Annotated in this window: 21 protein-coding genes; 16 read left to right on the top strand and 5 right to left on the bottom strand. The window is 68.3% G+C overall.

The genetic code is table 11. The features are described 5' to 3' along the window. Positions 1-622: 622 nt before the first annotated feature. The 4 genes from AC3WLE_RS27150 (at position 623) to AC3WLE_RS27165 (ending at position 6,436) form a co-directional block, all read left to right on the top strand. Positions 623-1,933, top strand: coding sequence for a dicarboxylate/amino acid:cation symporter (locus AC3WLE_RS27150; RefSeq protein ID WP_492317541.1), 1,311 nt, complete (start codon positions 623-625; stop codon positions 1,931-1,933). A gap of 166 nt (positions 1,934-2,099) precedes the next feature. Then, on the top strand, positions 2,100-4,049 hold the full coding sequence (locus AC3WLE_RS27155) for a sensor histidine kinase (RefSeq protein WP_492317542.1): 1,950 nt from the start codon (positions 2,100-2,102) through the stop codon (positions 4,047-4,049). Then, positions 4,039-5,358, top strand: coding sequence for a sigma-54-dependent transcriptional regulator (locus AC3WLE_RS27160; protein ID WP_492356810.1), 1,320 nt, complete (start codon positions 4,039-4,041; stop codon positions 5,356-5,358). Before AC3WLE_RS27155 ends, AC3WLE_RS27160 begins: the two co-directional genes overlap by 11 nt. A 481-nt stretch (positions 5,359-5,839) precedes the next feature. After that, positions 5,840-6,436: a helix-turn-helix domain-containing protein gene (locus tag AC3WLE_RS27165; protein ID WP_492317545.1), complete on the top strand. Its 597-nt coding sequence runs from the start codon at positions 5,840-5,842 to the stop codon at positions 6,434-6,436. Between the two features lie 46 nt (positions 6,437-6,482). Here the strand turns inward: AC3WLE_RS27165 and ocd are convergent, their stop codons facing one another. Continuing rightward, positions 6,483-7,568: an ornithine cyclodeaminase gene (gene ocd / locus AC3WLE_RS27170; protein ID WP_492317546.1), complete on the bottom strand. Its 1,086-nt coding sequence runs from the start codon at positions 7,566-7,568 to the stop codon at positions 6,483-6,485. A 22-nt stretch (positions 7,569-7,590) separates the two neighbouring features. Beyond that, positions 7,591-8,469: a dimethylarginine dimethylaminohydrolase family protein gene (locus AC3WLE_RS27175; RefSeq protein ID WP_492317547.1), complete on the bottom strand. Its 879-nt coding sequence runs from the start codon at positions 8,467-8,469 to the stop codon at positions 7,591-7,593. Between the two features lie 164 nt (positions 8,470-8,633). Between AC3WLE_RS27175 and AC3WLE_RS27180 the strand changes: the two genes are divergently transcribed. The 7 genes from AC3WLE_RS27180 (at position 8,634) to AC3WLE_RS27210 (ending at position 15,784) form a co-directional block, all read left to right on the top strand. Next, positions 8,634-9,053, top strand: a complete 420-nt coding sequence (locus tag AC3WLE_RS27180) for an Lrp/AsnC family transcriptional regulator (protein ID WP_010813068.1) — start codon at positions 8,634-8,636, stop codon at positions 9,051-9,053. Between the two features lie 177 nt (positions 9,054-9,230). Beyond that, complete coding sequence (locus tag AC3WLE_RS27185) at positions 9,231-10,370, top strand: HPP family protein (protein WP_492317548.1); 1,140 nt, start codon at positions 9,231-9,233, stop codon at positions 10,368-10,370. A gap of 574 nt (positions 10,371-10,944) precedes the next feature. Beyond that, on the top strand, positions 10,945-12,102 hold the full coding sequence (locus AC3WLE_RS27190) for an AI-2E family transporter (RefSeq protein WP_010811543.1): 1,158 nt from the start codon (positions 10,945-10,947) through the stop codon (positions 12,100-12,102). Next, complete coding sequence (locus AC3WLE_RS27195) at positions 12,102-12,791, top strand: paraquat-inducible protein A (RefSeq protein WP_492356811.1); 690 nt, start codon at positions 12,102-12,104, stop codon at positions 12,789-12,791. The genes AC3WLE_RS27190 and AC3WLE_RS27195 overlap by 1 nt, the downstream gene beginning before the upstream one ends. Continuing rightward, positions 12,788-13,540: a paraquat-inducible protein A gene (locus AC3WLE_RS27200; protein ID WP_492356812.1), complete on the top strand. Its 753-nt coding sequence runs from the start codon at positions 12,788-12,790 to the stop codon at positions 13,538-13,540. Before AC3WLE_RS27195 ends, AC3WLE_RS27200 begins: the two co-directional genes overlap by 4 nt. Continuing rightward, the gene (locus tag AC3WLE_RS27205) at positions 13,527-15,182 is read left to right on the top strand and encodes a PqiB family protein (protein ID WP_492356813.1); all 1,656 of its coding nucleotides are present in this window, start codon (positions 13,527-13,529) and stop codon (positions 15,180-15,182) included. Before AC3WLE_RS27200 ends, AC3WLE_RS27205 begins: the two co-directional genes overlap by 14 nt. Continuing rightward, the gene (locus AC3WLE_RS27210) at positions 15,179-15,784 is read left to right on the top strand and encodes a PqiC family protein (RefSeq protein WP_492317552.1); all 606 of its coding nucleotides are present in this window, start codon (positions 15,179-15,181) and stop codon (positions 15,782-15,784) included. Before AC3WLE_RS27205 ends, AC3WLE_RS27210 begins: the two co-directional genes overlap by 4 nt. Here AC3WLE_RS27210 and AC3WLE_RS27215 read toward each other — a convergent pair. Then, a complete protein-coding gene (locus AC3WLE_RS27215; RefSeq protein ID WP_492317553.1) occupies positions 15,781-16,341 on the bottom strand; it encodes a nucleoside 2-deoxyribosyltransferase in 561 nt (186 codons plus the stop codon). The genes AC3WLE_RS27210 and AC3WLE_RS27215 overlap by 4 nt on opposite strands. Before the next feature lie 177 nt (positions 16,342-16,518). Here AC3WLE_RS27215 and AC3WLE_RS27220 point away from each other — a divergent pair, with 177 nt between their 5' ends. The 5 genes from AC3WLE_RS27220 to AC3WLE_RS27240 all read left to right on the top strand — a co-directional run bounded on the left by AC3WLE_RS27220 (position 16,519) and on the right by AC3WLE_RS27240 (position 20,175). Continuing rightward, a complete protein-coding gene (locus AC3WLE_RS27220) occupies positions 16,519-17,460 on the top strand; it encodes a 2-hydroxyacid dehydrogenase (RefSeq protein ID WP_492317554.1) in 942 nt (313 codons plus the stop codon). Between the two features lie 71 nt (positions 17,461-17,531). Further along, complete coding sequence (locus AC3WLE_RS27225) at positions 17,532-17,726, top strand: DUF1059 domain-containing protein (RefSeq protein ID WP_013955718.1); 195 nt, start codon at positions 17,532-17,534, stop codon at positions 17,724-17,726. 210 nt (positions 17,727-17,936) lie between these two features. Continuing rightward, positions 17,937-18,710 carry a molybdate ABC transporter substrate-binding protein gene (gene modA / locus AC3WLE_RS27230; RefSeq protein ID WP_492356814.1) on the top strand — a complete coding sequence of 258 codons (774 nt, stop codon included), beginning with the start codon at positions 17,937-17,939 and terminating at the stop codon, positions 18,708-18,710. 18 nt (positions 18,711-18,728) lie between these two features. Further along, complete coding sequence (gene modB, locus AC3WLE_RS27235) at positions 18,729-19,439, top strand: molybdate ABC transporter permease subunit (protein WP_492317556.1); 711 nt, start codon at positions 18,729-18,731, stop codon at positions 19,437-19,439. 13 nt (positions 19,440-19,452) lie between these two features. Beyond that, positions 19,453-20,175, top strand: coding sequence for an ATP-binding cassette domain-containing protein (locus tag AC3WLE_RS27240; RefSeq protein WP_492352265.1), 723 nt, complete (start codon positions 19,453-19,455; stop codon positions 20,173-20,175). Here AC3WLE_RS27240 and AC3WLE_RS27245 read toward each other — a convergent pair. Both AC3WLE_RS27245 and AC3WLE_RS27250 read right to left on the bottom strand, forming a co-directional pair. Then, a complete protein-coding gene (locus AC3WLE_RS27245; protein WP_492317558.1) occupies positions 20,145-20,684 on the bottom strand; it encodes a class IV adenylate cyclase in 540 nt (179 codons plus the stop codon). The genes AC3WLE_RS27240 and AC3WLE_RS27245 overlap by 31 nt on opposite strands. 18 nt (positions 20,685-20,702) lie before the next feature. Next, on the bottom strand, positions 20,703-21,302 hold the full coding sequence (locus AC3WLE_RS27250) for a LysE/ArgO family amino acid transporter (protein ID WP_492356815.1): 600 nt from the start codon (positions 21,300-21,302) through the stop codon (positions 20,703-20,705). Positions 21,303-21,319: the final 17 nt, after the last annotated feature.

The raw sequence follows: 21,319 nt of genomic DNA on the forward strand, positions 1-21,319 counted from the left end.
CAGCGCATCCAGATGCGCGCAGGTCACGTGTCACCTATGTCTCCGAACACCTGTTACCCATGTCTCCGGTCTGTACAATGGGTAGAGGGCCGGGGTGAGGGGTGGTTTAGCCAGGAACCACATCAAGCAAGGCCCTCGGTTTTTTCCAGCCCTGTGACGCCGGCAAACGCCCCATCCTCCCCGCTGCCAGGCACCCCAAAACCCGGGTTAACACCTAGAACGCCGTTCGGATTCCCGAACGGCGTTTTCGCATGCCGGTCCGGATTCCCGAATCGTGCGCCGGAATCACATCTTTTTCTCCTTTGCATTCAACAAGTTGCACAACACTTGCAGCCCTTTCGGGCTGGCACGGCGCGTGCAATATAGGCCGCCGCTTACAGCGCCAGACGGGTATGCCGGCACGCCGCCCGGCGTCCCGGCCGATGCCAAAAACAAAGGAGGACACACATGACCGACCCCGCCTTGCCCACCCCCTTCGCCACCCCGGCGAACCCACGGCACCTGTTGCCGCGCTGAACCACGACAAGGCCGGCCCGGCGCCCCGACATCGCCGCCCAGCCTTCCCGCAATACACAGACGCCCGTCCCTGCCACAGGAGACGGACGCACAGGCCTGATCCACGATGAAACTGAATCGACTGCCCACCCTGATCTTCATTGCGATGCTGCTCGGCGTGCTGGTCGGCACCGCCGCGCACAACATGGCGCCGGACGCCGCCACCGCCAAATCGATTGCGGACCACCTGTCCATCCTGACCGACGTATTCCTGCGGATGATCAAGATGATCATCGGCCCGCTGGTGTTCGCCACGCTGGTGGCCGGCATCGCCAGCATGGGCGATGGCCGCGCCGTGGGCCGCATCGGCCTGAAGGCGATGATGTGGTTCATTGGCGCCTCGATCACCTCGCTGCTGCTGGGGCTGGTGATGGCCAACCTGCTGGAACCCGGCCACGGCATGAACCTGCCGCTGCCGCCGGCTGACGCGGCCTCGAACCTGAAGACCGGCGCGCTGAACCTGCGCGACTTCATCGCCCACATGTTCCCCAAGAGCTTTGTCGAGGCGATGGCGCACAACGAAATCCTGCAGATCGTGGTGTTCTCGCTGTTCTTCGGCTTTGCGCTGGGCACGGTCAAGGACGGCGTGGGCAAGCCCGTGCTGCAAGGCATCGAAGGCCTCGCCACGGTGATGCTGAAGGTCACCAACTACGTGATGGCGTTTGCCCCGGTGGGCGTGTTCGGCGCGATCGCGGCGGTGATCACCGCGCAGGGCCTGGGCGTGCTGGTCGTGTACGCGAAGCTGATTGGCAGCCTGTACCTGGCGCTGGCGCTGCTGTGGGTGGCGCTGATCGCCGGCGGCTACTTCTTCCTGGGCCGTGACGTGTTCCGCCTGCTCAAGCAGATGCGCGCGCCGCTGATGATCGGCTTCGCCACCGCCAGCAGCGAATCGGCCTACCCGAAGGTGATCGACCAGCTGACCCGTTTCGGCGTCAAGGAGCGCATCACCAACTTCGTGCTGCCGCTGGGCTACTCGTTCAACCTGGACGGCTCGATCATGTACACCTCGTTTGCCGCGCTGTTCGTGGCGCAGGTGTATGGCATCGAGCTGTCGCTGACCCAGCAGATCACCATGCTGCTGGTCCTGCTTGTCACCAGCAAGGGCATCGCCGGCGTGCCGCGCGCCTCGCTGGTGGTGGTCGCCGCCGTGCTGCCGATGTTCGGCCTGCCGGAGGCCGGCATCCTGCTGGTGCTGGGCATCGACCACGTACTCGACATGGGTCGCACCGTGACCAATGTGCTCGGCAATGCAATTGCCACCGCCGTCGTCGCCAAAAGCGAAGGCGCCATCGGCGCGCCGGTACCGTCCGAGGAGGATGAACCCGCCGCGGATACCACCACCGGCCTGGCACCTGCCCAGGTCCTCGCGGGCAAGTAATACCGTCCGCCAGGCGTGCCAGGGCCCGGTTGCCGATACGGCAACCGGGCCTTTTTGCATTCTGGCGCGGCACTGCCCCCCTGGTGTGGTAAAAGTAGGCACCCGCGCCAGCCCCTGCCCGTCTTGCCCGCGCGGCGGCTTTGCCACCTGCCTCACCCAACACCTGATGACCGGTCCGCTACACCCTCCCGGCGATACCACCCGCGCCACCGCACCTGCGTCCGCCGCACCCACCGGCTCGCGCCTGCCCCACGGCCTGCGCGGCCTTGCGCCGCTGCTCGCGCTGCTGGCGCTGGCCATGCTGGTGGGCCTGGCGGGCTCGCTCGGCTACCGCTACAGCTACGACACCGCGCTGGCGCGACAGGCCGAACGCGGCCAGGTGCAGTTGCGGCTGTACACGCAGGCACTGGAAAGCGAGCTGGCCCACTACGACTACGTGCCCGGCCTGCTGTCGCTGGACGAGCGCATCGCCGCGCTGCTGCTGCGCCCGGACGACGCCGCCCGCGCGGCACGCGCCAATGACTACCTGAGCGCCCTCAATACGCGCGCCGGCACGCGCGTGATCTATGTGCTGGATGCGCACGGCAAGGTGCTGGCCAGCAGCAACTGGCAGCGCCCGGACAGCTACCTGGGCGAAGCGCTGAGTTTCCGCCCTTACTTCCAGGCGGCCATGGACGGCCAGCTGGGCCGCTTCTACGGCGTGGGCACCACCCGCAGCGAATCGGGCTACTACCTGTCGGCGCCGCTGGGCGAGCGCGACAACCCGGTCGGCGTGGCGGTGGTCAAGATCGGCCTGGAGCCGCTGGAGAACCGCTGGCAGGGCGCGGACAGCCAGATGCTGCTGACCGACGAGAACGGCGTGGTGATCCTGGCCTCGGACCCGTCGTGGAAGCTGGCCGCGCTGCGCCCCCTGTCACCCGAGGCGCGCGAGCGCCTGACGCGCAGCCTGCAGTACAACCGCGCCCCGCTGCCGCAACTGCCGCTGACCCTGGTGCGCAAGCTGAACAACGGCAACGGCAGCAGCAGCGACGAACTGGTGCGACTGCGCAGCGGCCCGCCGATGCTGGCGCAGCATGCCGCGCTGCCCGGCACCGACTGGCAGCTGACGCTGCTGACCAATACCTCGCAGGCACGCGTGGCCGCGCTCAACACGGCGGCGCTGGCCGGCGTGCTGAGCGCCTTCGTGCTGCTGCTGGGGGCGGCGTGGAACGTGCGCCGGCGCATCGTCAACGAGCGCCTGGCGGCGCGCGCCGCGCTGGAGGCGGCAAACAGCGAGCTGGAGCGCAAGGTGGCCGATCGCACCGCCGACCTGTCCACCTCCAACCAGCGCCTGCAGGCCGAGGTGGCCGAACGCATCCGTGCCGAGACCGTGCTGCGCCAGGCCCAGGACGGGCTGCTGCAGGCAGGCAAGCTGGCCGCCGTGGGCCAGATGTCGACCGGCATCGCGCATGAGCTGAACCAGCCGCTGGCGGCGCTGCGCACCATCTCAGGCAATACCGGCAAGTTCCTCGAGCGCGGCGACTACGCCACCGTGCGCGCCAACCTCGACACCATCATCGGGCTGGTCGAGCGCATGGGCCGCATCACCGGCGCGCTCAAGTCGTTTGCACGCAAGTCCGGCAACGGCCGCCGCCAGGCCAGGCTGGCCGAAGCGGTGGACAACGCATTGTTCCTGCTGCAGACGCGAGTGGACGCGGTCCAACCGGCGCTGCAGCGCGATATCGATCCAACGCTGGCAGTGGTGTGCGATCCCAACCGCCTGGAACAGGTGCTGGTGAACCTGCTCGGCAACGCGCTCGATGCCGTTGCCGGCCAGTCCGCGCCACGCATTGCGCTGCATGCGCACGTGGCGGGCGCCATGGTCCACCTGACCGTGCGCGACAACGGCGCCGGCTTGTCCGAGGAAGCCTTCGCACGGCTGTTCGAGCCCTTCTTCACCACCAAGCCCGCCGGGCAAGGGCTGGGGCTCGGCCTCACGCTGTCGGCCGGCATCCTCAATGAAAACGGCGGTAGCCTGTCCGCCGCCAACCACCCGGACGGCGGCGCCTGCTTCACGCTGGTGCTGCCGCTGGCGGCGCACGACGCCAACCCACAGGACGCAAAGCATGCCGGCTGACCTGACCGTACTGATCGTCGAGGACGATGCCGACGTGCGCCTGGGCTGCGAGCAGGCGCTGCGCCTGGAGGGCATTGCCACGCGCGGCGTGGGCAGCGCCGAGGCCGCGCTGCGCGAGGCCGGGCCGGGCTATGCCGGCGTGGTCGTCAGCGACATTCGCCTGCCGGGCCAGGACGGCATGGCGCTGCTCGCGCAACTGCGCGAGCGCGACCCGGCCCTGCCGGTGATCATGATCACCGGCCACGGCGACGTGGGGCTGGCGGTGCAGGCGATGAAGCAAGGCGCCTACGACTTCCTGGAAAAGCCGTTCTCGCCCGAGCAGCTGGTGGACGCCACGCGCCGCGCGCTGGAGCAACGCCGGCTTGCGCTGGAAGTGTCAGAACTGCGAGAACGGCTGGCGGGCCGCCAGAAGCTGGAAGCCCACCTGATCGGCCATTCGCCCACGGTCGAGCGGCTGCGCCGCCTGATCGCCGACCTGGCCGGCACCGACGCCAATGTGCTGATCCACGGCGAGACCGGCACCGGCAAGGAACTGGTGGCGCGCTGCCTGCATGAGGCCAGCCAGCGCCACGCGCGCAACTTTGTTGCCATCAACTGCGGCGGCCTGCCAGAGCAGCTGTTCGAGAGCGAGATCTTCGGCCATGAAGCCGGCTCGTTCACCGGTGCCGCGCGCCGCCGCATCGGCAAGATCGAGCACGCCGAAGGCGGCACGCTGTTTCTCGACGAGATCGAGAGCATGCCGATGCCGCTGCAGATCAAGCTGCTGCGGGTGCTGCAGGAACGCGTGGTGGAACGGCTTGGCTCCAACCAGCCGGTGCCGGTCAACACGCGCGTAGTGGCCGCCACCAAGGCCGACCTGCGCGCGCTCTCCGATGCCGGCCAGTTCCGCGCCGACCTGTACTACCGCCTGAACGTGATCACGCTGGAGTTGCCGCCGCTGCGCGCGCGGCGCGAAGACGTGCCGGCTTTGTTCGAGCATTTCGTCGCGCAGGCCGCGTTGCGCTTCAACCGCGAGGCTGTGCCCGCGACCCCGGCCGAGCTGGCCGCGCTGGTAGCCTACCCATGGCCCGGCAATGTGCGCGAGCTGCGCAACCTGGCCGAGCGCCATGTGCTGGGGCTGGGCTGCAACCCCGGCCACGGCACCACCGCGCCAGAAGCCCTGCCGCTGGCGCAGGCAGTCGAGCAATTCGAGCGCGCACTGATTGCCGATGCCATGCGCCGCCACGACGGCAACCTGAGCCGCGCCAGCGAAGCCCTGGGCGTGGCGAAGACCACGCTGTTCGACAAGGTGCGCAAGTACGGGCTTTGAAGCGTGGCCGGTGAATCGGGGACAGTCGCGCCGGCCATGCCGCGCAATCTGTCATGTCACGACAGAACTCTGAAGCGCCCGCTGTATTCAGCGGATGCTTCAGACGCTGCGTCGAATCCCGGGGAACCACCTGCGCAGGACAATGTCTGCGTTACTGTCGTGTCTGCCTGCAAGCACCAATGTGCGTTAAACAACCAATACGCGATGGATTTATGTTTTTTCTTACAGATGGATTGGCGTTTGCGGCATATTATTGGCTTCCAGCAGATCCGAGTCTGAGATCTTCAATACGTCCAGAAAGTCGCTGATCGGCTGGAAATGAAAGAAACAACAAATTTATAAAGAAAGCCGTCCGGCCGGCGGGGGAGCGGGCCAGGACACAGGGTCAGTCAACCATTGGCAGTGACAAGCGCGCGGCGCATGTGCCTGGCGCCGCGGGCGCCGTCCCGGCGCGACTGCCTTCAGGACCACGGGTGATGGGATGAAACTGGATCCGGCACTGGCTGAAAAGCCTTATTACAGCACGCGTACAGCGGCAAAACTGCTTAACGTCTCTCTGGGCACCGTCCAGAAGATGGTCGAGCGCGGCGAACTTGGCGCCTGGAAGACCAACGGCGGCCATCGGCGCATCCACAAGGAAACCGTGCACCGCCTGCTGGCGACGCGCATCGGGCCGGAATCGGCGTCGCCGCACGGCCTGGACCTGGTGGTGTTCCACCCCAACCACCAGGAAGCGCAGCGCATCCACGGCCAGCTTGCCAAATGGGGGCTGCCGCTCAAGAGCGTGGTGGTCGACGATGTGCTGGACACCGTCATCACCTCGGTCAGCGAGCATCCGCGCGTGGTGCTGTACTACGTCGACGAACTGAACGACGCCGAGTCGGCCACCATCGAGAAGCTGCAGAATTTCTTTGCCAGCCAGCACGTGATCTTTGCCGTGATCACCAACCGCCAGGCCTATGAAGGCGTGGCCGATGCCCTGCAGCACTGGGGCATCATGGTGTTCCTGAAGACGCCGTCACTGGAAGAGGTCAAGGGCTTCCTGCGCGCCCAGCTGATGATGGGCCGCGCCGCCTGAGCACGGCTGCACCGGGGCCATGCCGGCCCCGGCATCGCCTGCAGCCTCAGGCCACTGCCGCCTGCCGGGGCGTTGCCAGCCCGGCTTCGTCGCCGTCGGCCTGCGCCATCATCCAGCCGTACAGGTTGCGCGGATCCGGCGGCATCGCCACCAGCTCAACCGCCCTGCCCGCCCGGTGCGCCTGCGCTGCGGCGTAGAGCCAGCGCAGCGCGGCGTAGTCTTCCAGCGCAAACCCGACCGAATCGAACACGGTCACCTCGTCCGCCGCCGCGCGGCCGGGCGCGTGGCCGGCCAGCACCTGCCACAGCTCGGTCACCGGCGCGTCGGGCGGCAACTGCTGGATCTCGCCTTCGATGCGCGTCTGGTCTTCGTACTCCACCACGATGCGCGCGCGGCGCAGGATATCGGGGTGCAGTTCAGTCTTGCCGGGGCAGTCGCCGCCCACCGCATTCAGGTGCATGCCGGGCCGCACCATTTCCGGCGCGAGGATGGTGGCGCGAGTCTTGTCGGCGGTGACCGTGGAGACAATGTCCGCCCCGGCCAGCGCGGCCTCGATCGATTCGGCACGCCGGATCGAAAGTCCGGGTACGCCACCAAGGTTGCGCATCAGCCGTGTGGTGGCGGCGGGATCGATGTCATAGGCGGCGATCTCGCGCACGCCCAGCATCGCCTGGAAGGCCAGCACCTGGAACTCGGCCTGCGCGCCGTTGCCGATCAGCGCCATGGTCGCCGCACCGGGCGGCGCCATGGCGCGCGCCGCCAGCGCCGACGTGGCCGCGGTGCGCAGCGCCGTGGCCAGCGTCAGGTCGGCCAGCATCAGCGGGAAGCCGGTTTCCACTTCGGCCAGCAAGCCACAGGCCATCACCGTCGGCATGCCATGCTGCGCATTGCGCGGATGGCCGTTCACATACTTGAACGCATACTGGATGCCGTCGCTGACCGGCATCAGCTCGATCACGCCACGCGCGGAATGGCTCGCCAGCCGTGCGGACTTGTCGAAGTCGTGCCAGCGCAGGAAGGCCTGCCGGACCTGCCCGGCCAGGTCGACGATGGCGGCCTGCGGGCCGATCAAGGCCACCAGCCGGGCGACGTCCGTGGCATCGAGAAACAATGATCGGGCGGTGTTCTTCATGACCCTCTCCTTGATGGTCTGCTCAGGCCGCCGCCGCGGCCACGCCACGCCCGCTGCGGCGATCCAGGCGCAGCGTCATGCAATAGGCGCCGCCGCCGGACAGCATGAAGGGCGACAGGTCGACCTCATGCAGCTGGTAGCCGCGCCGGCCCAGCTCGGTGCGCAGGTGCGGCGTGGTGCGGGTCATCACCACCTGGTCGTCGAGATTGACGGCATTGACGCTGAAGTGGCGCAGGTCGTCGGCGCTGGCCTCGATGCGCAGCCGCGCCGGCACGCGCGCGCGCAGCTCGCGCAACGCCGCTTCGCTGAAGGCTGGCGGGTAGTACAGCACCTCGCCGCCGGAAAGCGGGCAGAAGCAGACGTCCAGGTGGTAGCTCTGCTCGGTGGCCAGCTCCAGCGCCACCACGTCCTTGCCGAAGTAGTTCGACACCGCCACGGCCGCCTCATGCGACGAGCGCGGACCGAACCCGGCCCAGAAGTGGCCGCGGCCGGCATCCCAGATGCAGTCGCCCGCGCCTTCCTGGAAGCAGCCCTCGGGCAGCAGCGCGACTTCGTCGAGCAGGCCGCGTTCGCGCAGCTTGCCGAAGATGTCGGCGAACGGCGCTTCTTCACCACGGCGTTGCGGGTAACGGAATCGCGCCAGCAGCGCGCGGCCATCGAGCACCACCGCGGCGTTGGCCGGGAACACCATGTCGGGCAGCCCCGGTGCGCCGGGGGCCACCTCGACCGCAAAGCCGGCCCGGCCCAGCGCCTCGCGCAGCGCGTCGAACGACTGCATCGCGCTGCGGTGCATGCCACGCGGGTCGCGCGCCCAGGCAGCCGGGTCCATCCACGGATTGATGCTGTACGACACATCGTAGAAGGTCGGCTCGACCAGCAGGATCGTGGGGGAGTGGGTCACGGGGGCTCCTTTTTTGATGGCAGGTTTCGGGAAATCAATCGGTCGATTGAATTCTCGGGCAAGCTGGTGTTAACTAATAGCCAGCAACTTGCGCAATTTGCGCGAGGCATTTATCAAAATGTCAGCCTACGCTGGCGCTTTGAAAAGATTGTTTGCCCACCCATATGGATGCCACCGACCACCAGCTGATTTCCCTCCTGCGCGACAACGCGCGCATGCCGGTCACGGCGCTGGCGCAGGCGCTGCGCGTGTCGCGCGCGACCGTGCAGAACCGCATCGACAAACTGGAACAGGAAGGGGTGATCGTTGGCTACACGGTGCGCCTGCGGCCCGAGGCCGAAGCACACCGGATCCGGGCCTGGATGACGATTGCCGTGGAAGGCAACAAGGCCCGCACCGTGCTGCAGGCGCTGCGCGGCGAGCCCAATGTGCAGGCCCTGCATACCACCAACGGCCGCTGGGACATCATTGCCGAACTGCGCGCCGACACACTGGAAGCGTTCGACCGCGCGCTGGACCGGATCCGGCTGATCGACGGCATCAGCGCCACCGAGACCAGCATCCTGCTGTCGACCTACAAGTAAAGGGACCCACCCAGGTCCCGGCGCTACCCCACCGGCAGGGGCGCCACGCCCGGCGCCGCCATGCGCTTGTGCGGTGCATCACGCCCCACGATTGGGATGCATTGCACCAAAGGCGGCCAAATATATCACCCCGTGATATATTACGCGCACCATTCCAAAGCGCCCCCCGTCACAAGAATGCCAACCGCCCCCGCTGTCTCTGCCCTGGCGCAGAATGCCCGTGCATGGCTGCGCACATTCGTTCCGCTACCCGTTGCCGCCAGCCGCAAGGAGCGCCTCAAAAGTTGCCTGGGCGCCCTGCTGGGCCTGCTCTGCACTGAATGGATCAGCCACCAGACCCTGGGCGGCTTCAACCCCTGGTTTGTCGCGCCGATGGGGGCCTGCGCGGTGCTGCTGTTCGCGGTGCCGTCATCGCCGCTGGCACAGCCCTGGTCAGTGATTGGCGGCAACCTGATTGCCGCGGTGGTCGGCGTGGCGTGCGCGCGCTGGATCCCGGACCCTGGCCTGGCCGCAGCGGTCGCCGTGGCCGTCTCCATCGCCCTGATGTTCCAGTTCCACTGCGTGCACCCACCCAGCGGCGCGGTGGCCATCACCGCCGTATTCGGCGGGCCGGCGGTCAGTGCGCTGGGCTTCGGCTTCGTTGCCGTGCCCGTGCTGTTCAATTCGATGCTGCTGCTGATGATGGCGCTGGCCTTCAACAACCTGTCGCGGCGGCGCTACCCGCACCGCCCGCCCGAGCCGGCCATGCAGCACGGGACCAAGGACGTGCCGCCATCCCAGCGCGTGGGCGTCACCCGCGCCGACCTCGATGCCGCGCTGAAGGTGCGCGGCGAATTTCTGGATATCGAAGAAGACGACCTCGAACAGATCCTGGTGGCCGCGCAGTTGCGCGCCTACCGGCGCCACTTCGGCAACGTGCTGTGCGGCGAGATCATGTCGCGCGACGTAGTCATGGTGACCGCGGACCAGCCTGCGCATGAGGCCGGGCACCTGCTGTCGCGGCACCGTATCAAGGCCCTGCCGGTGGTGGACGCCACCCGGCGGCTGGTGGGCATCATCACCCAAAGCGATTTTTTTGCGGCGCAGCGTGATACCGGTGCGCGGCGGCTGGCTGGTACCGTGCGGGACCTGATGACACGCGCCGTCGTCACCGCCCGACCCGAGCAGCCGATGGTGGAGTTGGCCCAGGCGTTCTCGGATGGCGGCCTGCACCACGCGCCAGTGATCGACGACCACCGGCGCGTGGTGGGGATGGTGACGCAGTCCGATCTGGTGGCTGCACTGCTCAAGAGCGGGGTGATGGCGGTGCCGGATTGAGAGTACGCATCAACGCGTTCGGCTGCGCTACGCACAAGCGCCCAGTGCGCGACGGCGCATTTTGGACCCGCGCAGCAGCCGTAGGCGTCCCCGCGATGCGGCTGGCAGCAGGCGGCCTACGCCCTGCATGGGGATCGTTCAATAGTGGGTTAACGCAGGCACTGTCCCTGACTCACATGGCGTAGCAGGGTCGAACGGGCAACCACGCCCAAACGGCAAGCACCACCGCTCGAACCACCAACACCGTGGAATTGATTGCCAGCCGCACAGGCGACGCGTTTTTTGGTTACTTTTTGTCGCTCGGACAAAAAGTGACTCGCCGGCTACGCCGGCGAAACAGCCACGCCGACCAAGCGCCACATACCGACCGCTAGCAAAAAGCCCAAGCACCCACCCGCTATCCACCGTCACAAACCTATGGCACTGTGCCCCCCACGAGGGGAACACGCCGCACGCAGCGGCCCACCGCCATAGTGACGACTAACCCACCGCCCCCCTTCCGCATCGCCCCACCCAACGTAAGCTATATTTACGCCGTTCCCGTCACACCGGCGGGACCAAGGGAGATCCATCCATGAGTTCCGGCCAGTTAATTGAGAAAATCGCAGCCGTCTTCGCACTGATCGTGCTGATCGGCGGCTCGCTGCTGGTGCTCGCGCCGTTCACCACCGCGCTGCTGTGGGGCGCGATCCTGGCCTTCAGCTCATGGTACCCGTATACGGTGCTGTCGCGCTGGCTGGGCAACCGGCGCAGCCTGGCAGCGTTGATCTGCGTGCTGCTGGCCACGGTGGTGGTGCTGGGTCCGTTCGTCTATGCCGGCGCCAGCTTCTCGGCTCACCTGGACGAACTGTCCGCGCTGGTTGACCGCTATAGGGAACACGGCATCCCGCAGCTGCCGGCCTGGCTGAGCAGCCTGCCCTATGTCGGCTCCTACCTGCAGAACTCCTGGAACAGCGTCATCAATGCCGATTCCGAGATGGTCGCCAACCTGCGCAAGCTGATCGCCCCGGTTGGCCACATGCTGCTGGGCGCCGGGCTGTCGATCGGCGCCGGGCTGGGCCAGCTGGCGCTGTCGATCATCCTGGCGTTCTTCTTCTACACCGGCGGCGAGCTTGCCATTGCCTGGTTGCGCGCGGGCATGCACCGCATCGCCGGCGAGCGCGCCGACCACCTGCTGGAGCTGGCCGGCAGCACCGTCAAGGGCGTGGTCTACGGCGTGCTGGGCACGGCCTTCATCCAGGCCGTGCTGGCCGGCATCGGCCTGTGGATCGCGGGCGTGCCGGGCGCGGCGATCCTTGGCTTCGTGACCTTCTTCCTGTCGGTGATCCCGGTCGGCCCGCCGCTGGTGTGGCTGCCGGCCGCGCTGTGGCTGTACCACACCGGCGCCACCGGCTGGGCCATCTTCCTGGTGGTATGGGGCGTGGGCGTGGTCAGCATGGCTGACAACATCGTCAAGCCGCTGCTGATCAGCAAGGGCACCGGCATGCCGCTGATCTGGATCATGCTGGGCGTGCTCGGCGGCGCGCTCGCGTTCGGCTTCCTGGGCGTGTTCATCGGCCCGACGCTGCTGGCAGTGGCCTATGCGCTGCTGCGCGACTGGACCATCGGCTCGCAGGCAGAGGTAAAGCAAGACCTGAAGCAGAGCGAGGCACTGGCGGCCGCGCCACCGGCGCCGGCCGTGGTCGACAACCCCGACGTCCCGCCGGCCACGACCGGCAAGCACCCCGGCTGATGGCAGGACACAACGCGCCCGGCGCGCCCGCCACCCCCGACCTCTCGCCGGCCGCGCTGCACCGGCTGGTGGCATGCGAATACTGTGACGCGGTCTACGAACGCACGCCGATCTCGCCCGGCGAGCGCGCGCTGTGCCTGCGCTGCGGCGGCCAGCTCTACCGCGAAAGCCGCCGCCAGTATCAACGGCTGCTGCCGCTGGTGATCACCGCGCTGATCCTGTTCCTGGTCTCAAACGCCTACCCGATCGTCGAGATGGACCTGCAGGGGGTCCGCACCCAGACCACGCTGCTGGGCGCCGTGCAGGCCCTGTACACCGACAAGATGGGGCTGGTGGCGGCACTGGTGTTCGCCACCACCATCCTTTTTCCTCTGTCCGAGATGCTGATGATGGCCTATCTGCTGGTGCCGATGGCGCAGCACCGCATGCCCGCCGGCTTCGACCGCATCGTGCGCGGCATCCGCCAGACCCGGCCCTGGGGCATGATCGAAGTCTTCATGATCGGCGTGCTGGTCACGCTGGTGAAGCTGTCCAGCATGGCGCGCGTGCTGCCCGGCATCGCGCTGTGGTCGTTCGCGGCGCTGGTGATCGTGCTGGCGGCGATGTTGTCGTTCGATCCGCGCGACCTCTGGCGCCATCTGGAAACACCCGATGACAACGCCGCGGCTGCGGGCGAGGAAGGCCGATGACGGACCAGCCGCAACCGCCGTCGCAGCGTCCCCGCCAGCCAGGCGGCCGCCTGGCCCGCCCGCGCCAGCTGGCGCGCGAGGTGGTGGCCGAGCTCACCGACGACGACGAGCGCAGTCCGCTGCCGCAGGTCCCGACCGCCAGCCGGCTGGGCCTGCTGTCGTGCCATGCCTGCGACCTGGTCAGCCCGCGCACACTGGAGGGCGAGCCCTGCCCGCGCTGCGGCGCCACCCTGCACCATCGCAAGCCCGACAGCCTGGCGCGCACCTGGGCTTTCCTGCTGGCCGCCTTTATCCTCTATATTCCGGCCAACGTGCTGCCGGTAATGGTGACGCAGTCCATCCTCGGCACGCAGCAGGACACCATCCTGTCCGGCGTGATCTACCTGTGGCTGTCCGGCTCGCACATGCTGGCCGGGCTGGTGCTGATCGCCAGCATCATCGTGCCGCTGCTGAAGATGGTGATCCTCACCTTCCTGCTGCTGTCCGTGCATTTCCGCTCGACCTGGCGGATCCGGCAGCAGACCCGGCTGTACGGGCTGGTGGAGGTGATCGGCCGCTGGTCGATGCTCGATATTTTCGTGGTGGCGCTGCTGGCCTCGCTGGTGCGGGCCGGGGCGCTGGCCACCATCATCCCAGGCGGCGGCGCCATGGCCTTCGGCGCGGTCGTGGTCATGACCATGCTGGCCTCGCTCAGCTTCGATCCGCGCCTGCTGTGGGATTCGCTGGAAGACAACAATGCCCGACACTGACAACCAAGCCTCCACGCCCTCGGCTTCGCCCCCGCCGGCACCACCGGGCCTGCCGCGGCCCGAACGACGGCGCCGCGCGCGCTGGCTGCCCTCGCTGGTCTGGCTGATCCCGATCGTCGCCGCGGTGGTCGGCATCTCGCTGCTGGTGCATACGCTGACCTCGCGCGGGCCGGAGATTACGGTCACCTTCCGCACGGCCGAGGGCCTGACGCCCGGCAAGACGGCGGTACGCTACAAGGACGTCGACATCGGGCTGGTCAAGTCGGTGCGGCTGGCACGCGACCGCTCGCACGTGGTGGCGTCGATCGACCTGACCAAGGACGCCGAGAACTTCGCCGTGGCCGACACCCGCTTCTGGGTGGTGCGCCCGCGCTTTGCGGCCAGCGGCGTGTCCGGGCTGGAGACGCTGCTGTCGGGCGCCTATATCGGCGTGGACGCGGGCAAGTCGAATGAATCCGCGCGCGACTTCAAGGGGCTGGAAGTGCCGCCGGTGGTGACCACCGATGCCTCCGGCAAGCAGTTCGTGCTGCGCGCCTCCGAGCTGGGCTCGCTCGATATCGGCTCGCCGGTCTACTACCGGCGCGTGCTGGTGGGCCAGGTGGTGGCTTACCAGCTCGACCCCAACGGGCGCGACCTCACGCTGCGCGTGTTCGTCAACAAACCCTATGACAAGCTGGTCACCGCGGACACGCGCTTCTGGCATGCCAGTGGCGTGGACCTGAAGCTCGATGCGGGCGGGCTCAAGCTGTCGACCCAGTCGCTGGTGACAGTGCTGCTGGGCGGTGTCGCCTTCCAGGCGCCGGACCACACCACTGCCACCGACGCCGCGTCCGAGAACACGCAGTTCCTGCTGGCCAACGACCAGGCCGAGGCGATGAAGGAGCCGGAAGAACTGGCGCCCACGCTGGCGGTGCTGAATTTCGACCAGTCCGTGCGCGGGCTCTCGCCGGGTGCACCGGTGGACTTCCGCGGCGTGATCGTGGGCCAGGTGCGTTCGATCGGCATCGAGTACCAGCGCGACAAGAGAGCATTCCGCATGCCCGTGGTGGTGGAGCTGTACCCGTCGCGCATGGGCTTCCGCGAACGCGATGTCGAAGACCGCGAGCGCGCGCGCAAGATCATCCAGGGGCTGCTGCAGCGTGGCATGCGCGCGCAGCTGCGCACCGGCAACCTGCTCACCGGCCAGCTCTACGTGGCGCTCGACTTCTTCCCGAAGGCGCCGCCGGCCAAGGTCGACCTGGACGCGCCGATCCCGGAATTCGCCACCACGCCTGGCACCTTCGACCAGCTGCAGGCGCAGGTGGGCGATATCGTCAACCGCATCGACAAGGTGCCGTTCGACCAGATCGGCCAGGACCTGCGCACCACGGTGGCCAGCCTGAACAAGACGCTGGCGACCGCCGACAAGCTGGTGCAGCAGCTCAACGGCGACGTCGCGCCGCAGGTGCTGGCCGCGCTGCAGGACGCGCGCAAGACCCTGACCGCGGCCAACGGCACGCTGGCCTCGGACGCGCCGCTGCAGCAGGACACGCGCCGCATGCTGCAGGAGCTGACGCGCACCGCCACGTCGCTGCGCACGCTGACCGATTACCTCGAACGCCACCCAGAAGCGCTGCTGCGCGGCAAGCCGGAGCAAGAATGATGAAGCGCCTTTCTATCACCAGCCTCCTCGCCGGCGCGCTGGCCGCGGCCGTGCTGGCCGGGTGCGCCTCGCCCGAGCCGCGCTACTACACGCTGGCGCAGGGCGCGGCCGCGCCGCTGCCGGCCACGACGACGCCGGCATCGACCAACACGCTATGGCTGGAAGTCGCGCCGGTGCGCGTGCCGGAGCGGCTCAACCGCCCGCAACTGGTGGTGCGCGATGGCGGCGATGCCGGCCTGCGCCTGCTGGACCTGGCGCGCTGGTCCGCGCCGCTGCCTGACGAGCTGCGCGACGCGCTGTCGCAACGCCTGCAGGCCACGCTGGGCGCGGTCGACACCTACCAGCAGGGGATGTCCGACGTGCAGCCGCTGTACCGGATCACCACGGAAGTGCTGCGCCTGGATGCCGACGTGGGCCAGCGTGCCGGCGCCACCATCAACTGGACCGTGCGGCGGCTGCCTGACGGCAAGGTGGTCAGCGGCCGCACCCAGGCAGAGCTGCCGGCGCCCGGCGCGGTCGATGGCGTCGTGGCGGCGTACCGCGAGATCGTCGCCACCACGGCGGCCGATATCGCGGCCGGGGTGCAGTCGCTGCAGCGCTAGTCGTCGCCCCACGCGGCCGCGTCGCGCTCGCGGCGCGCGGCCGCTTCAGCGGCGCGCCGGTGAATCGCCTCGGCCATCGCCGCCAGGCACTCGGCCGCCCCACCCTGCACCAGCTTCGCCGCACACGCCAGCATCAGGTTCTTGCCCAGCCCGAAATCCTCCACCACGAAGCCGCGCGTATCCAGCGGCGCGCCATCCTCGTCGGTGGCCACGGTGACGCGCTCGCGCAGCGTGCCCGCATCCGCGCTGTAGGCCCAGACCGGCTTCTGCAGCGCCACCGCAAAGCCCACCTCGAATGCGGTGCCGGAATCCGGCTCGCCCGGTCCGCGGAAATCGTCGAGGTTGGCCATCACCATGTCGGCGCGCCGCAGCAGCGCAAGATTGGCGTCATAGATCCAGCGCGCGGTGTCGGCGCCCGACAGGCCATCGGGCGCGGATTTGTCGAGTGGATACAGGCCGCTGAAGCCGTGCGCCGCGCACAGCGCCTTGAGGTGCTCGCCCCAGGCGCGCGCATCCTTGCGAAAGACGTCGAAGCCAGCCAGGTAGATGGTTTTCATGGCACGTGAAGTGGGGCAACAGGGATCAGGATCGCAGCATAACCCGCCGCCCGCGGGCGCGATACCACCTGCCTGCACGAACATCGCACAACTTGCGCGCGCACGCTTTGCCTGCTCCCTGCGCATGGGGGGCCCTTGCGCTACCATTGCCCGTCCCCTCCTTGCATCCCGCATCCCATGCCTGCTCCCCAGATCCTCCAGGTCGGCCCGCTCGCGCCGCAGACCAATGCCACCCTGCAGCAACAGTACGGCGCCGCAGCGCTGTGGCAGCAGGCCGATCCGATCGCGTGGGCGCGCAGCGAGGCCCAGCAGGTGCGCGTGGTGGTGACCTCGGCGCGCCACGGCTGCAGCGCGGCGCTGATCGATGCGCTGCCGCGCCTGGAAGCCATCGTCAGCTTCGGCGTGGGCTATGACGCGATCGCGCTGGATGCGGCCCGCGCGCGCGGCATCCAGGTCAGCAACACGCCCGACGTGCTCAACGACTGCGTTGCCGACCTGGCCTTCGGGCTGCTGCTGGACGCGGCGCGCGGCATCGCCCATGGCGACCGCTTCGTGCGCGCCGGGCGCTGGCCGCAGGGCGGCTTCCCGCTGACCACGCGCGTGTCGGGCAAGAAGCTCGGCATCCTCGGGCTGGGCCGCATCGGCGAGATCGTGGCGCGCCGCGCGCAGGGCTTCGACATGGAGATCGCCTACAACAACCGCAGCCCGCGCGAGGGCGCGCTGTGGCGCTTCGAGCCTGACCTGAAGGCGCTGGCGACGTGGGCCGACTTCCTGGTGGTGGCCACCGTCGGCGGGCCGTCGACGGCCGGGCTGGTATCGCGCGAGGTCATCGACGCCCTCGGGCCCAGGGGCATCCTGGTCAATGTGTCGCGCGGCAGCGTGATCGACGAGGCGGCAATGGTCGAGGCTCTGGTTGACGGGCGCCTGGGCGGCGCCGGCCTGGATGTGTTCCAGGACGAGCCCAACGTGCCGCCCGCGCTGCTGGCACTGGACAATGTCGTGCTGGCGCCGCACATGGCCAGCGGCACGCATGAAACGCGCGCCGCCATGACCGCGCTGACGCTGCAGAACCTGGATGCATTCCTGGCTGATGGCAGGGTGCTGACGCCAGTGCTGTAGACGGCTACCGCCGTGCCTATACTGGATGCACCGGCTCCAGCCCACTCTGCGGGCCGGCGTCAGGAGGCATCATGGCACGCAAGTTTATCGATTGCCGCGAGTTCCCGAGCGACACCCACTGCACGGTGGCAATGAGCGCCGACAGCGAAGACGAACTGCTCGAAGCCGCGGTCCAGCACGCGGTAGCGGTGCACCAGCATCAGGACACCCCTGAGTTGCGCACCCAGTTGAAGTCATTGTTCAAGGAAGGCATGCCGCCGGCGTGAAACCGGCACGGCTGGCGCCCGGGGGCGCCGGCTCCCACCCCTGGGGCTCATTCGCAGTCCCTGATACAGCACTTAAGCCACTTCGAATACCCATGACGGCCGTCATGGCGCATCATTGACGCACCGCTATATACAGACGTATATTGCGCGTGACAATCCACCCGCACAGGCCTCGCCGCACACGCCGCCGGCCGATTCCCGAGGATTCCGATGTTTGCCCTTCGTTCCTGCCGCCGCGGGTTCCTGCTGGCCGCTTCCGTCGCCACGCTGGCGCTGGCCGCGCCGCCTGCCTTTGCCGCCGACCTGGTGGTGTCCGCGGCATCCAGCCTGACCAATGCCTTCAAGTCGCTGGCCGAGTCGTTCGAGCGCGCCCATCCCGGCACGCACGTGGTGCTGAACTTCGGCGCGTCCGACGTGCTGATGCAGCAGATCATCAAGGGCGCGCCGGCCGACGTGTTTGCCTCGGCCGACCAGGAGGCAATGAACAAGGCCGAGGCCGAGAAGGTGATCGCGCCGGCCTCGCGCCGCAACTTCGCCGCCAACCAGGTGGTGCTGATCGTGCCCGCGGACAGCAAGCTGGCCATCGCCTCGCTGCAGGACCTGACCCGCCCGGAAGTCAAGCGCATCGCCTACGGCAACCCGGCCTCGGTGCCGGTGGGCCGCTACACCCGCGGCGCGCTGGAAGCGGCCGGGTTGTGGGACGCCGTGGCCGCCAAGGGCGTGCCGGCGCAGAACGTGCGCCAGAGCCTGGACTACGTCGCGCGCGGCGAGGTCGAGGCCGGCTTCGTCTTTGCCACCGACGCCGCGGTGATGCCGGACAAGGTCAAGGTGGCAGTGCGCGTGCCAAGCCGCACGCCGGTGACCTACCCCATCGCCATCACCGGCCAGACGCGCCAGCAGAAGGAAGCGGCGAAGTTCGTCGACTACGTCGCCTCGCCGGAAGGCCAGGCCATCCTGTCGCGTTTCGGCTTCCAGAAGCCCTGACGGAGCGTTGCGCGCACCATGGACGCCGTCTGGGTACCGCTGCTGCTGTCGCTGAAGGTGGCCGGCTGGGCCACCGCGCTGAATGCCGTGCTCGGCGTCGGCGCGGCCTGGGCGCTGGCGCGCTGGCGCTCCCCGCTGCGCGACGTGGTCGATGCGGTGCTGACGCTGCCGCTGGTGCTGCCGCCCACGGTGCTCGGCTATTACCTGCTGGTGCTGGTCGGGCGCCGTGGCGTCTTCGGCGAGTGGCTGGCGCGCCTGGGCATCGAACTGGTCTTCACCTGGCAGGGCGCGGTGCTGGCCTCCACCATCGTCGCCTTCCCGCTGGTGCTCAAGTCCGCGCGCGCCGCCTTTGAAGGCGTGGACCATCAACTGGAAAACGCCGCCCGCGTGCTGGGCGTGCCCGAAGCCGGCATCTTCTTCCGTGTCACGCTGCCGCTGGCCGCGCGCGGCATCATCGCCGGCGTGCTGCTGGCCTTTGCCCGCGCGCTGGGCGAATTCGGCGCCACGCTGATGATCGCCGGCAACCTGCCCGGACGCACGCAGACGCTGTCAGTCGCCATCTATGAGGCGGTGCAGGCCGGCGACGACAACACCGCCAACCTGCTGGTGCTGGTGACCTCCGTCACCTGCGTGCTGCTGCTGGTGGTCGCCGGGCGCCTGGTGCCCGCCGCGGCGCGCAAGCCCGCTGAACTCTATGAACGCCGGCGCCTGCGCCCGCGCATCCGCTAAGCCGGGACCCGCCATGAGCATGCACGTCAGCATCCGCAAGCAGATGGTCTCGGCCGACCGCCACTTTGCACTGGATATCGATTTCGATTCGGCCAGCCGGCGCATTGCGCTGTTCGGGCCCTCGGGCGCCGGCAAGAGCCTGACGCTGCGCGCCATCGCCGGCCTGCTGGCACCGGACAGCGGCCGCATCGTGCTGAACGGCCGCACGCTGTTCGATGCCGACGCCGGCATCGACGTGCGCCCGCAAGAGCGCCGCGTGGCCTACCTGTTCCAGGAATATGCGCTGTTCCCGCACCTGACCGTGGGCCAGAACATCGGCTTCGGCCTGTCGCGCGGCTGGCGCAACCCGCGCCGTGGCGCCTTGCATCCGGAAGCGCAGCGCTGGATCGATGCCTTCGGCCTGGCCGACATCGTCGGCAACTACCCGGCGGAGATCTCCGGCGGCCAGAAGCAGCGCGTGGCACTGGCGCGCGCGCTGGTGGCGCAGCCCGACATCGTCTTGCTGGATGAACCCTTCTCTGCGCTCGACCCCGCGCTGCGCGCGCGCATGCGCGCTGAGTTGCGCACGCTGCAGGCCAGCCTGGATGTGCCGATGCTGGTGATCTCGCACGATCCCGCCGATGTCGAGGCGCTGGGCGACCACGTGCTGGAAATCCGCGAGGGCCGCATCTTCGGCAGCGGCACCAGCCGCCACCATCCGCCGGTCTACGCGCCGGTATCGGCGCGCGTGGCCTGAGCCGCGCGCAGCAGGTCGACATAGGCGCCTTCAATCAGGCTCGACGCGGGAATGCCCAGCCGCGCCAGCAATGCGTGGGCTTCGGCCACGCCGTTCTCCAGGCGCTCGTCTTCGGCCAGCACCACTTCCAATTCCAGGAAATCGCCAAGGTCCTCGACCCGGTCCAGGTGCACGCGCGTGCGGCCAGCCAGGTACAGCGTGCGCAGCTTGCGCACCCGCCCGCCTTCGCCATGCGCCGCGGCCAGCGCGGCGCGCAGGGTTTCCGGCGATTGCGTCGGCGACAGGATGTAGAAGCTCTCCTTCGGCCCCGCCTCGTCGGCACGCGCATAGAAGATCAGCTCGCCGCGGTCGGGCGCGAACTCGCGCAGCTTGAGCCGGCCGTTGGCACAGGGGAAGAAGGTATCGTCCTGGCGGATGTATTCGGGACCGCTGTCGGCCAGCGCTGCCGCATGCGGCAGCACGGCTTCGATACTGTCAATGCGAGCCTTGATCTCGACGTTTCTTGGCATGCGTTTCTCTCCTTTTAATCAGCCCAGCAGCAGCCGCGCGGCAATCACCCACATGGTGATGCCGATCACCACTTCCAGCACCTGCCACGCGCGCGGCCGTGCAAACACCGGCCGCAGCAGCGCCGCGCCATAGCCCAGCGAAAAGAAGAACAGGAACGACGCGGTCATGGCACCCGCGGCAAACTCGCGCGCATTCCCTGCGAACTGCGTCGACACCGAGCCGATCAGCATCACCGTATCGAGATACACATGCGGATTGAGCCAGGTGAACGCCAGGCATACCGCCAGCGTCGCGCCCAGCGGCCGCGGCGCGGCGTCGCTGGGATCCAGCACCGCATTCGAGCGCCACGCGGCCAGGAAGCTGCGCGCGCCATACCAGATCAGGAAAGCCGCGCCGCCGTAGCGCATCGCCGCACCCAGCCAGGGCAGCTCGCGGATTATCACGGCAAAGCCGGAAACGCCCAGCAGGATCAGCAGCGCATCGGAAAGTGCGCACACCAGGCAGACCCAGAACACATGCTCGCGCCGCAACCCTTGTCGCAGCACGAAAGCATTCTGGGAACCGATGGCAAGAATCAGGGAAAGACCGAGGGAGAAGCCGGCCAGGGCGGCGTGCATTGGATGTGGAACGGCTG

Source organism: Cupriavidus sp. FW306-1B-F12B, assembly GCF_058781795.1.

What these genes read in the sequence shown, in the direction of transcription:
- AC3WLE_RS27150 (WP_492317541.1), top strand. Translation starts at nt 623, where the DNA reads ATGAAACTGAATCGACTGCCCACCCTGATCTTCATTGCGATGCTGCTC.
- AC3WLE_RS27155 (WP_492317542.1), top strand. Translation starts at nt 2,100, where the DNA reads ATGACCGGTCCGCTACACCCTCCCGGCGATACCACCCGCGCCACCGCA.
- AC3WLE_RS27160 (WP_492356810.1), top strand. Translation starts at nt 4,039, where the DNA reads ATGCCGGCTGACCTGACCGTACTGATCGTCGAGGACGATGCCGACGTG.
- AC3WLE_RS27165 (WP_492317545.1), top strand. Translation starts at nt 5,840, where the DNA reads ATGAAACTGGATCCGGCACTGGCTGAAAAGCCTTATTACAGCACGCGT.
- ocd (WP_492317546.1), bottom strand. Translation starts at nt 7,568, where the DNA reads ATGAAGAACACCGCCCGATCATTGTTTCTCGATGCCACGGACGTCGCC.
- AC3WLE_RS27180 (WP_010813068.1), top strand. Translation starts at nt 8,634, where the DNA reads ATGGATGCCACCGACCACCAGCTGATTTCCCTCCTGCGCGACAACGCG.
- AC3WLE_RS27185 (WP_492317548.1), top strand. Translation starts at nt 9,231, where the DNA reads ATGCCAACCGCCCCCGCTGTCTCTGCCCTGGCGCAGAATGCCCGTGCA.
- AC3WLE_RS27190 (WP_010811543.1), top strand. Translation starts at nt 10,945, where the DNA reads ATGAGTTCCGGCCAGTTAATTGAGAAAATCGCAGCCGTCTTCGCACTG.
- AC3WLE_RS27195 (WP_492356811.1), top strand. Translation starts at nt 12,102, where the DNA reads ATGGCAGGACACAACGCGCCCGGCGCGCCCGCCACCCCCGACCTCTCG.
- AC3WLE_RS27200 (WP_492356812.1), top strand. Translation starts at nt 12,788, where the DNA reads ATGACGGACCAGCCGCAACCGCCGTCGCAGCGTCCCCGCCAGCCAGGC.
- AC3WLE_RS27205 (WP_492356813.1), top strand. Translation starts at nt 13,527, where the DNA reads ATGCCCGACACTGACAACCAAGCCTCCACGCCCTCGGCTTCGCCCCCG.
- AC3WLE_RS27210 (WP_492317552.1), top strand. Translation starts at nt 15,179, where the DNA reads ATGATGAAGCGCCTTTCTATCACCAGCCTCCTCGCCGGCGCGCTGGCC.
- AC3WLE_RS27215 (WP_492317553.1), bottom strand. Translation starts at nt 16,341, where the DNA reads ATGAAAACCATCTACCTGGCTGGCTTCGACGTCTTTCGCAAGGATGCG.
- AC3WLE_RS27220 (WP_492317554.1), top strand. Translation starts at nt 16,519, where the DNA reads ATGCCTGCTCCCCAGATCCTCCAGGTCGGCCCGCTCGCGCCGCAGACC.
- AC3WLE_RS27225 (WP_013955718.1), top strand. Translation starts at nt 17,532, where the DNA reads ATGGCACGCAAGTTTATCGATTGCCGCGAGTTCCCGAGCGACACCCAC.
- modA (WP_492356814.1), top strand. Translation starts at nt 17,937, where the DNA reads ATGTTTGCCCTTCGTTCCTGCCGCCGCGGGTTCCTGCTGGCCGCTTCC.
- modB (WP_492317556.1), top strand. Translation starts at nt 18,729, where the DNA reads ATGGACGCCGTCTGGGTACCGCTGCTGCTGTCGCTGAAGGTGGCCGGC.
- AC3WLE_RS27240 (WP_492352265.1), top strand. Translation starts at nt 19,453, where the DNA reads ATGAGCATGCACGTCAGCATCCGCAAGCAGATGGTCTCGGCCGACCGC.
- AC3WLE_RS27245 (WP_492317558.1), bottom strand. Translation starts at nt 20,684, where the DNA reads ATGCCAAGAAACGTCGAGATCAAGGCTCGCATTGACAGTATCGAAGCC.
- AC3WLE_RS27250 (WP_492356815.1), bottom strand. Translation starts at nt 21,302, where the DNA reads ATGCACGCCGCCCTGGCCGGCTTCTCCCTCGGTCTTTCCCTGATTCTT.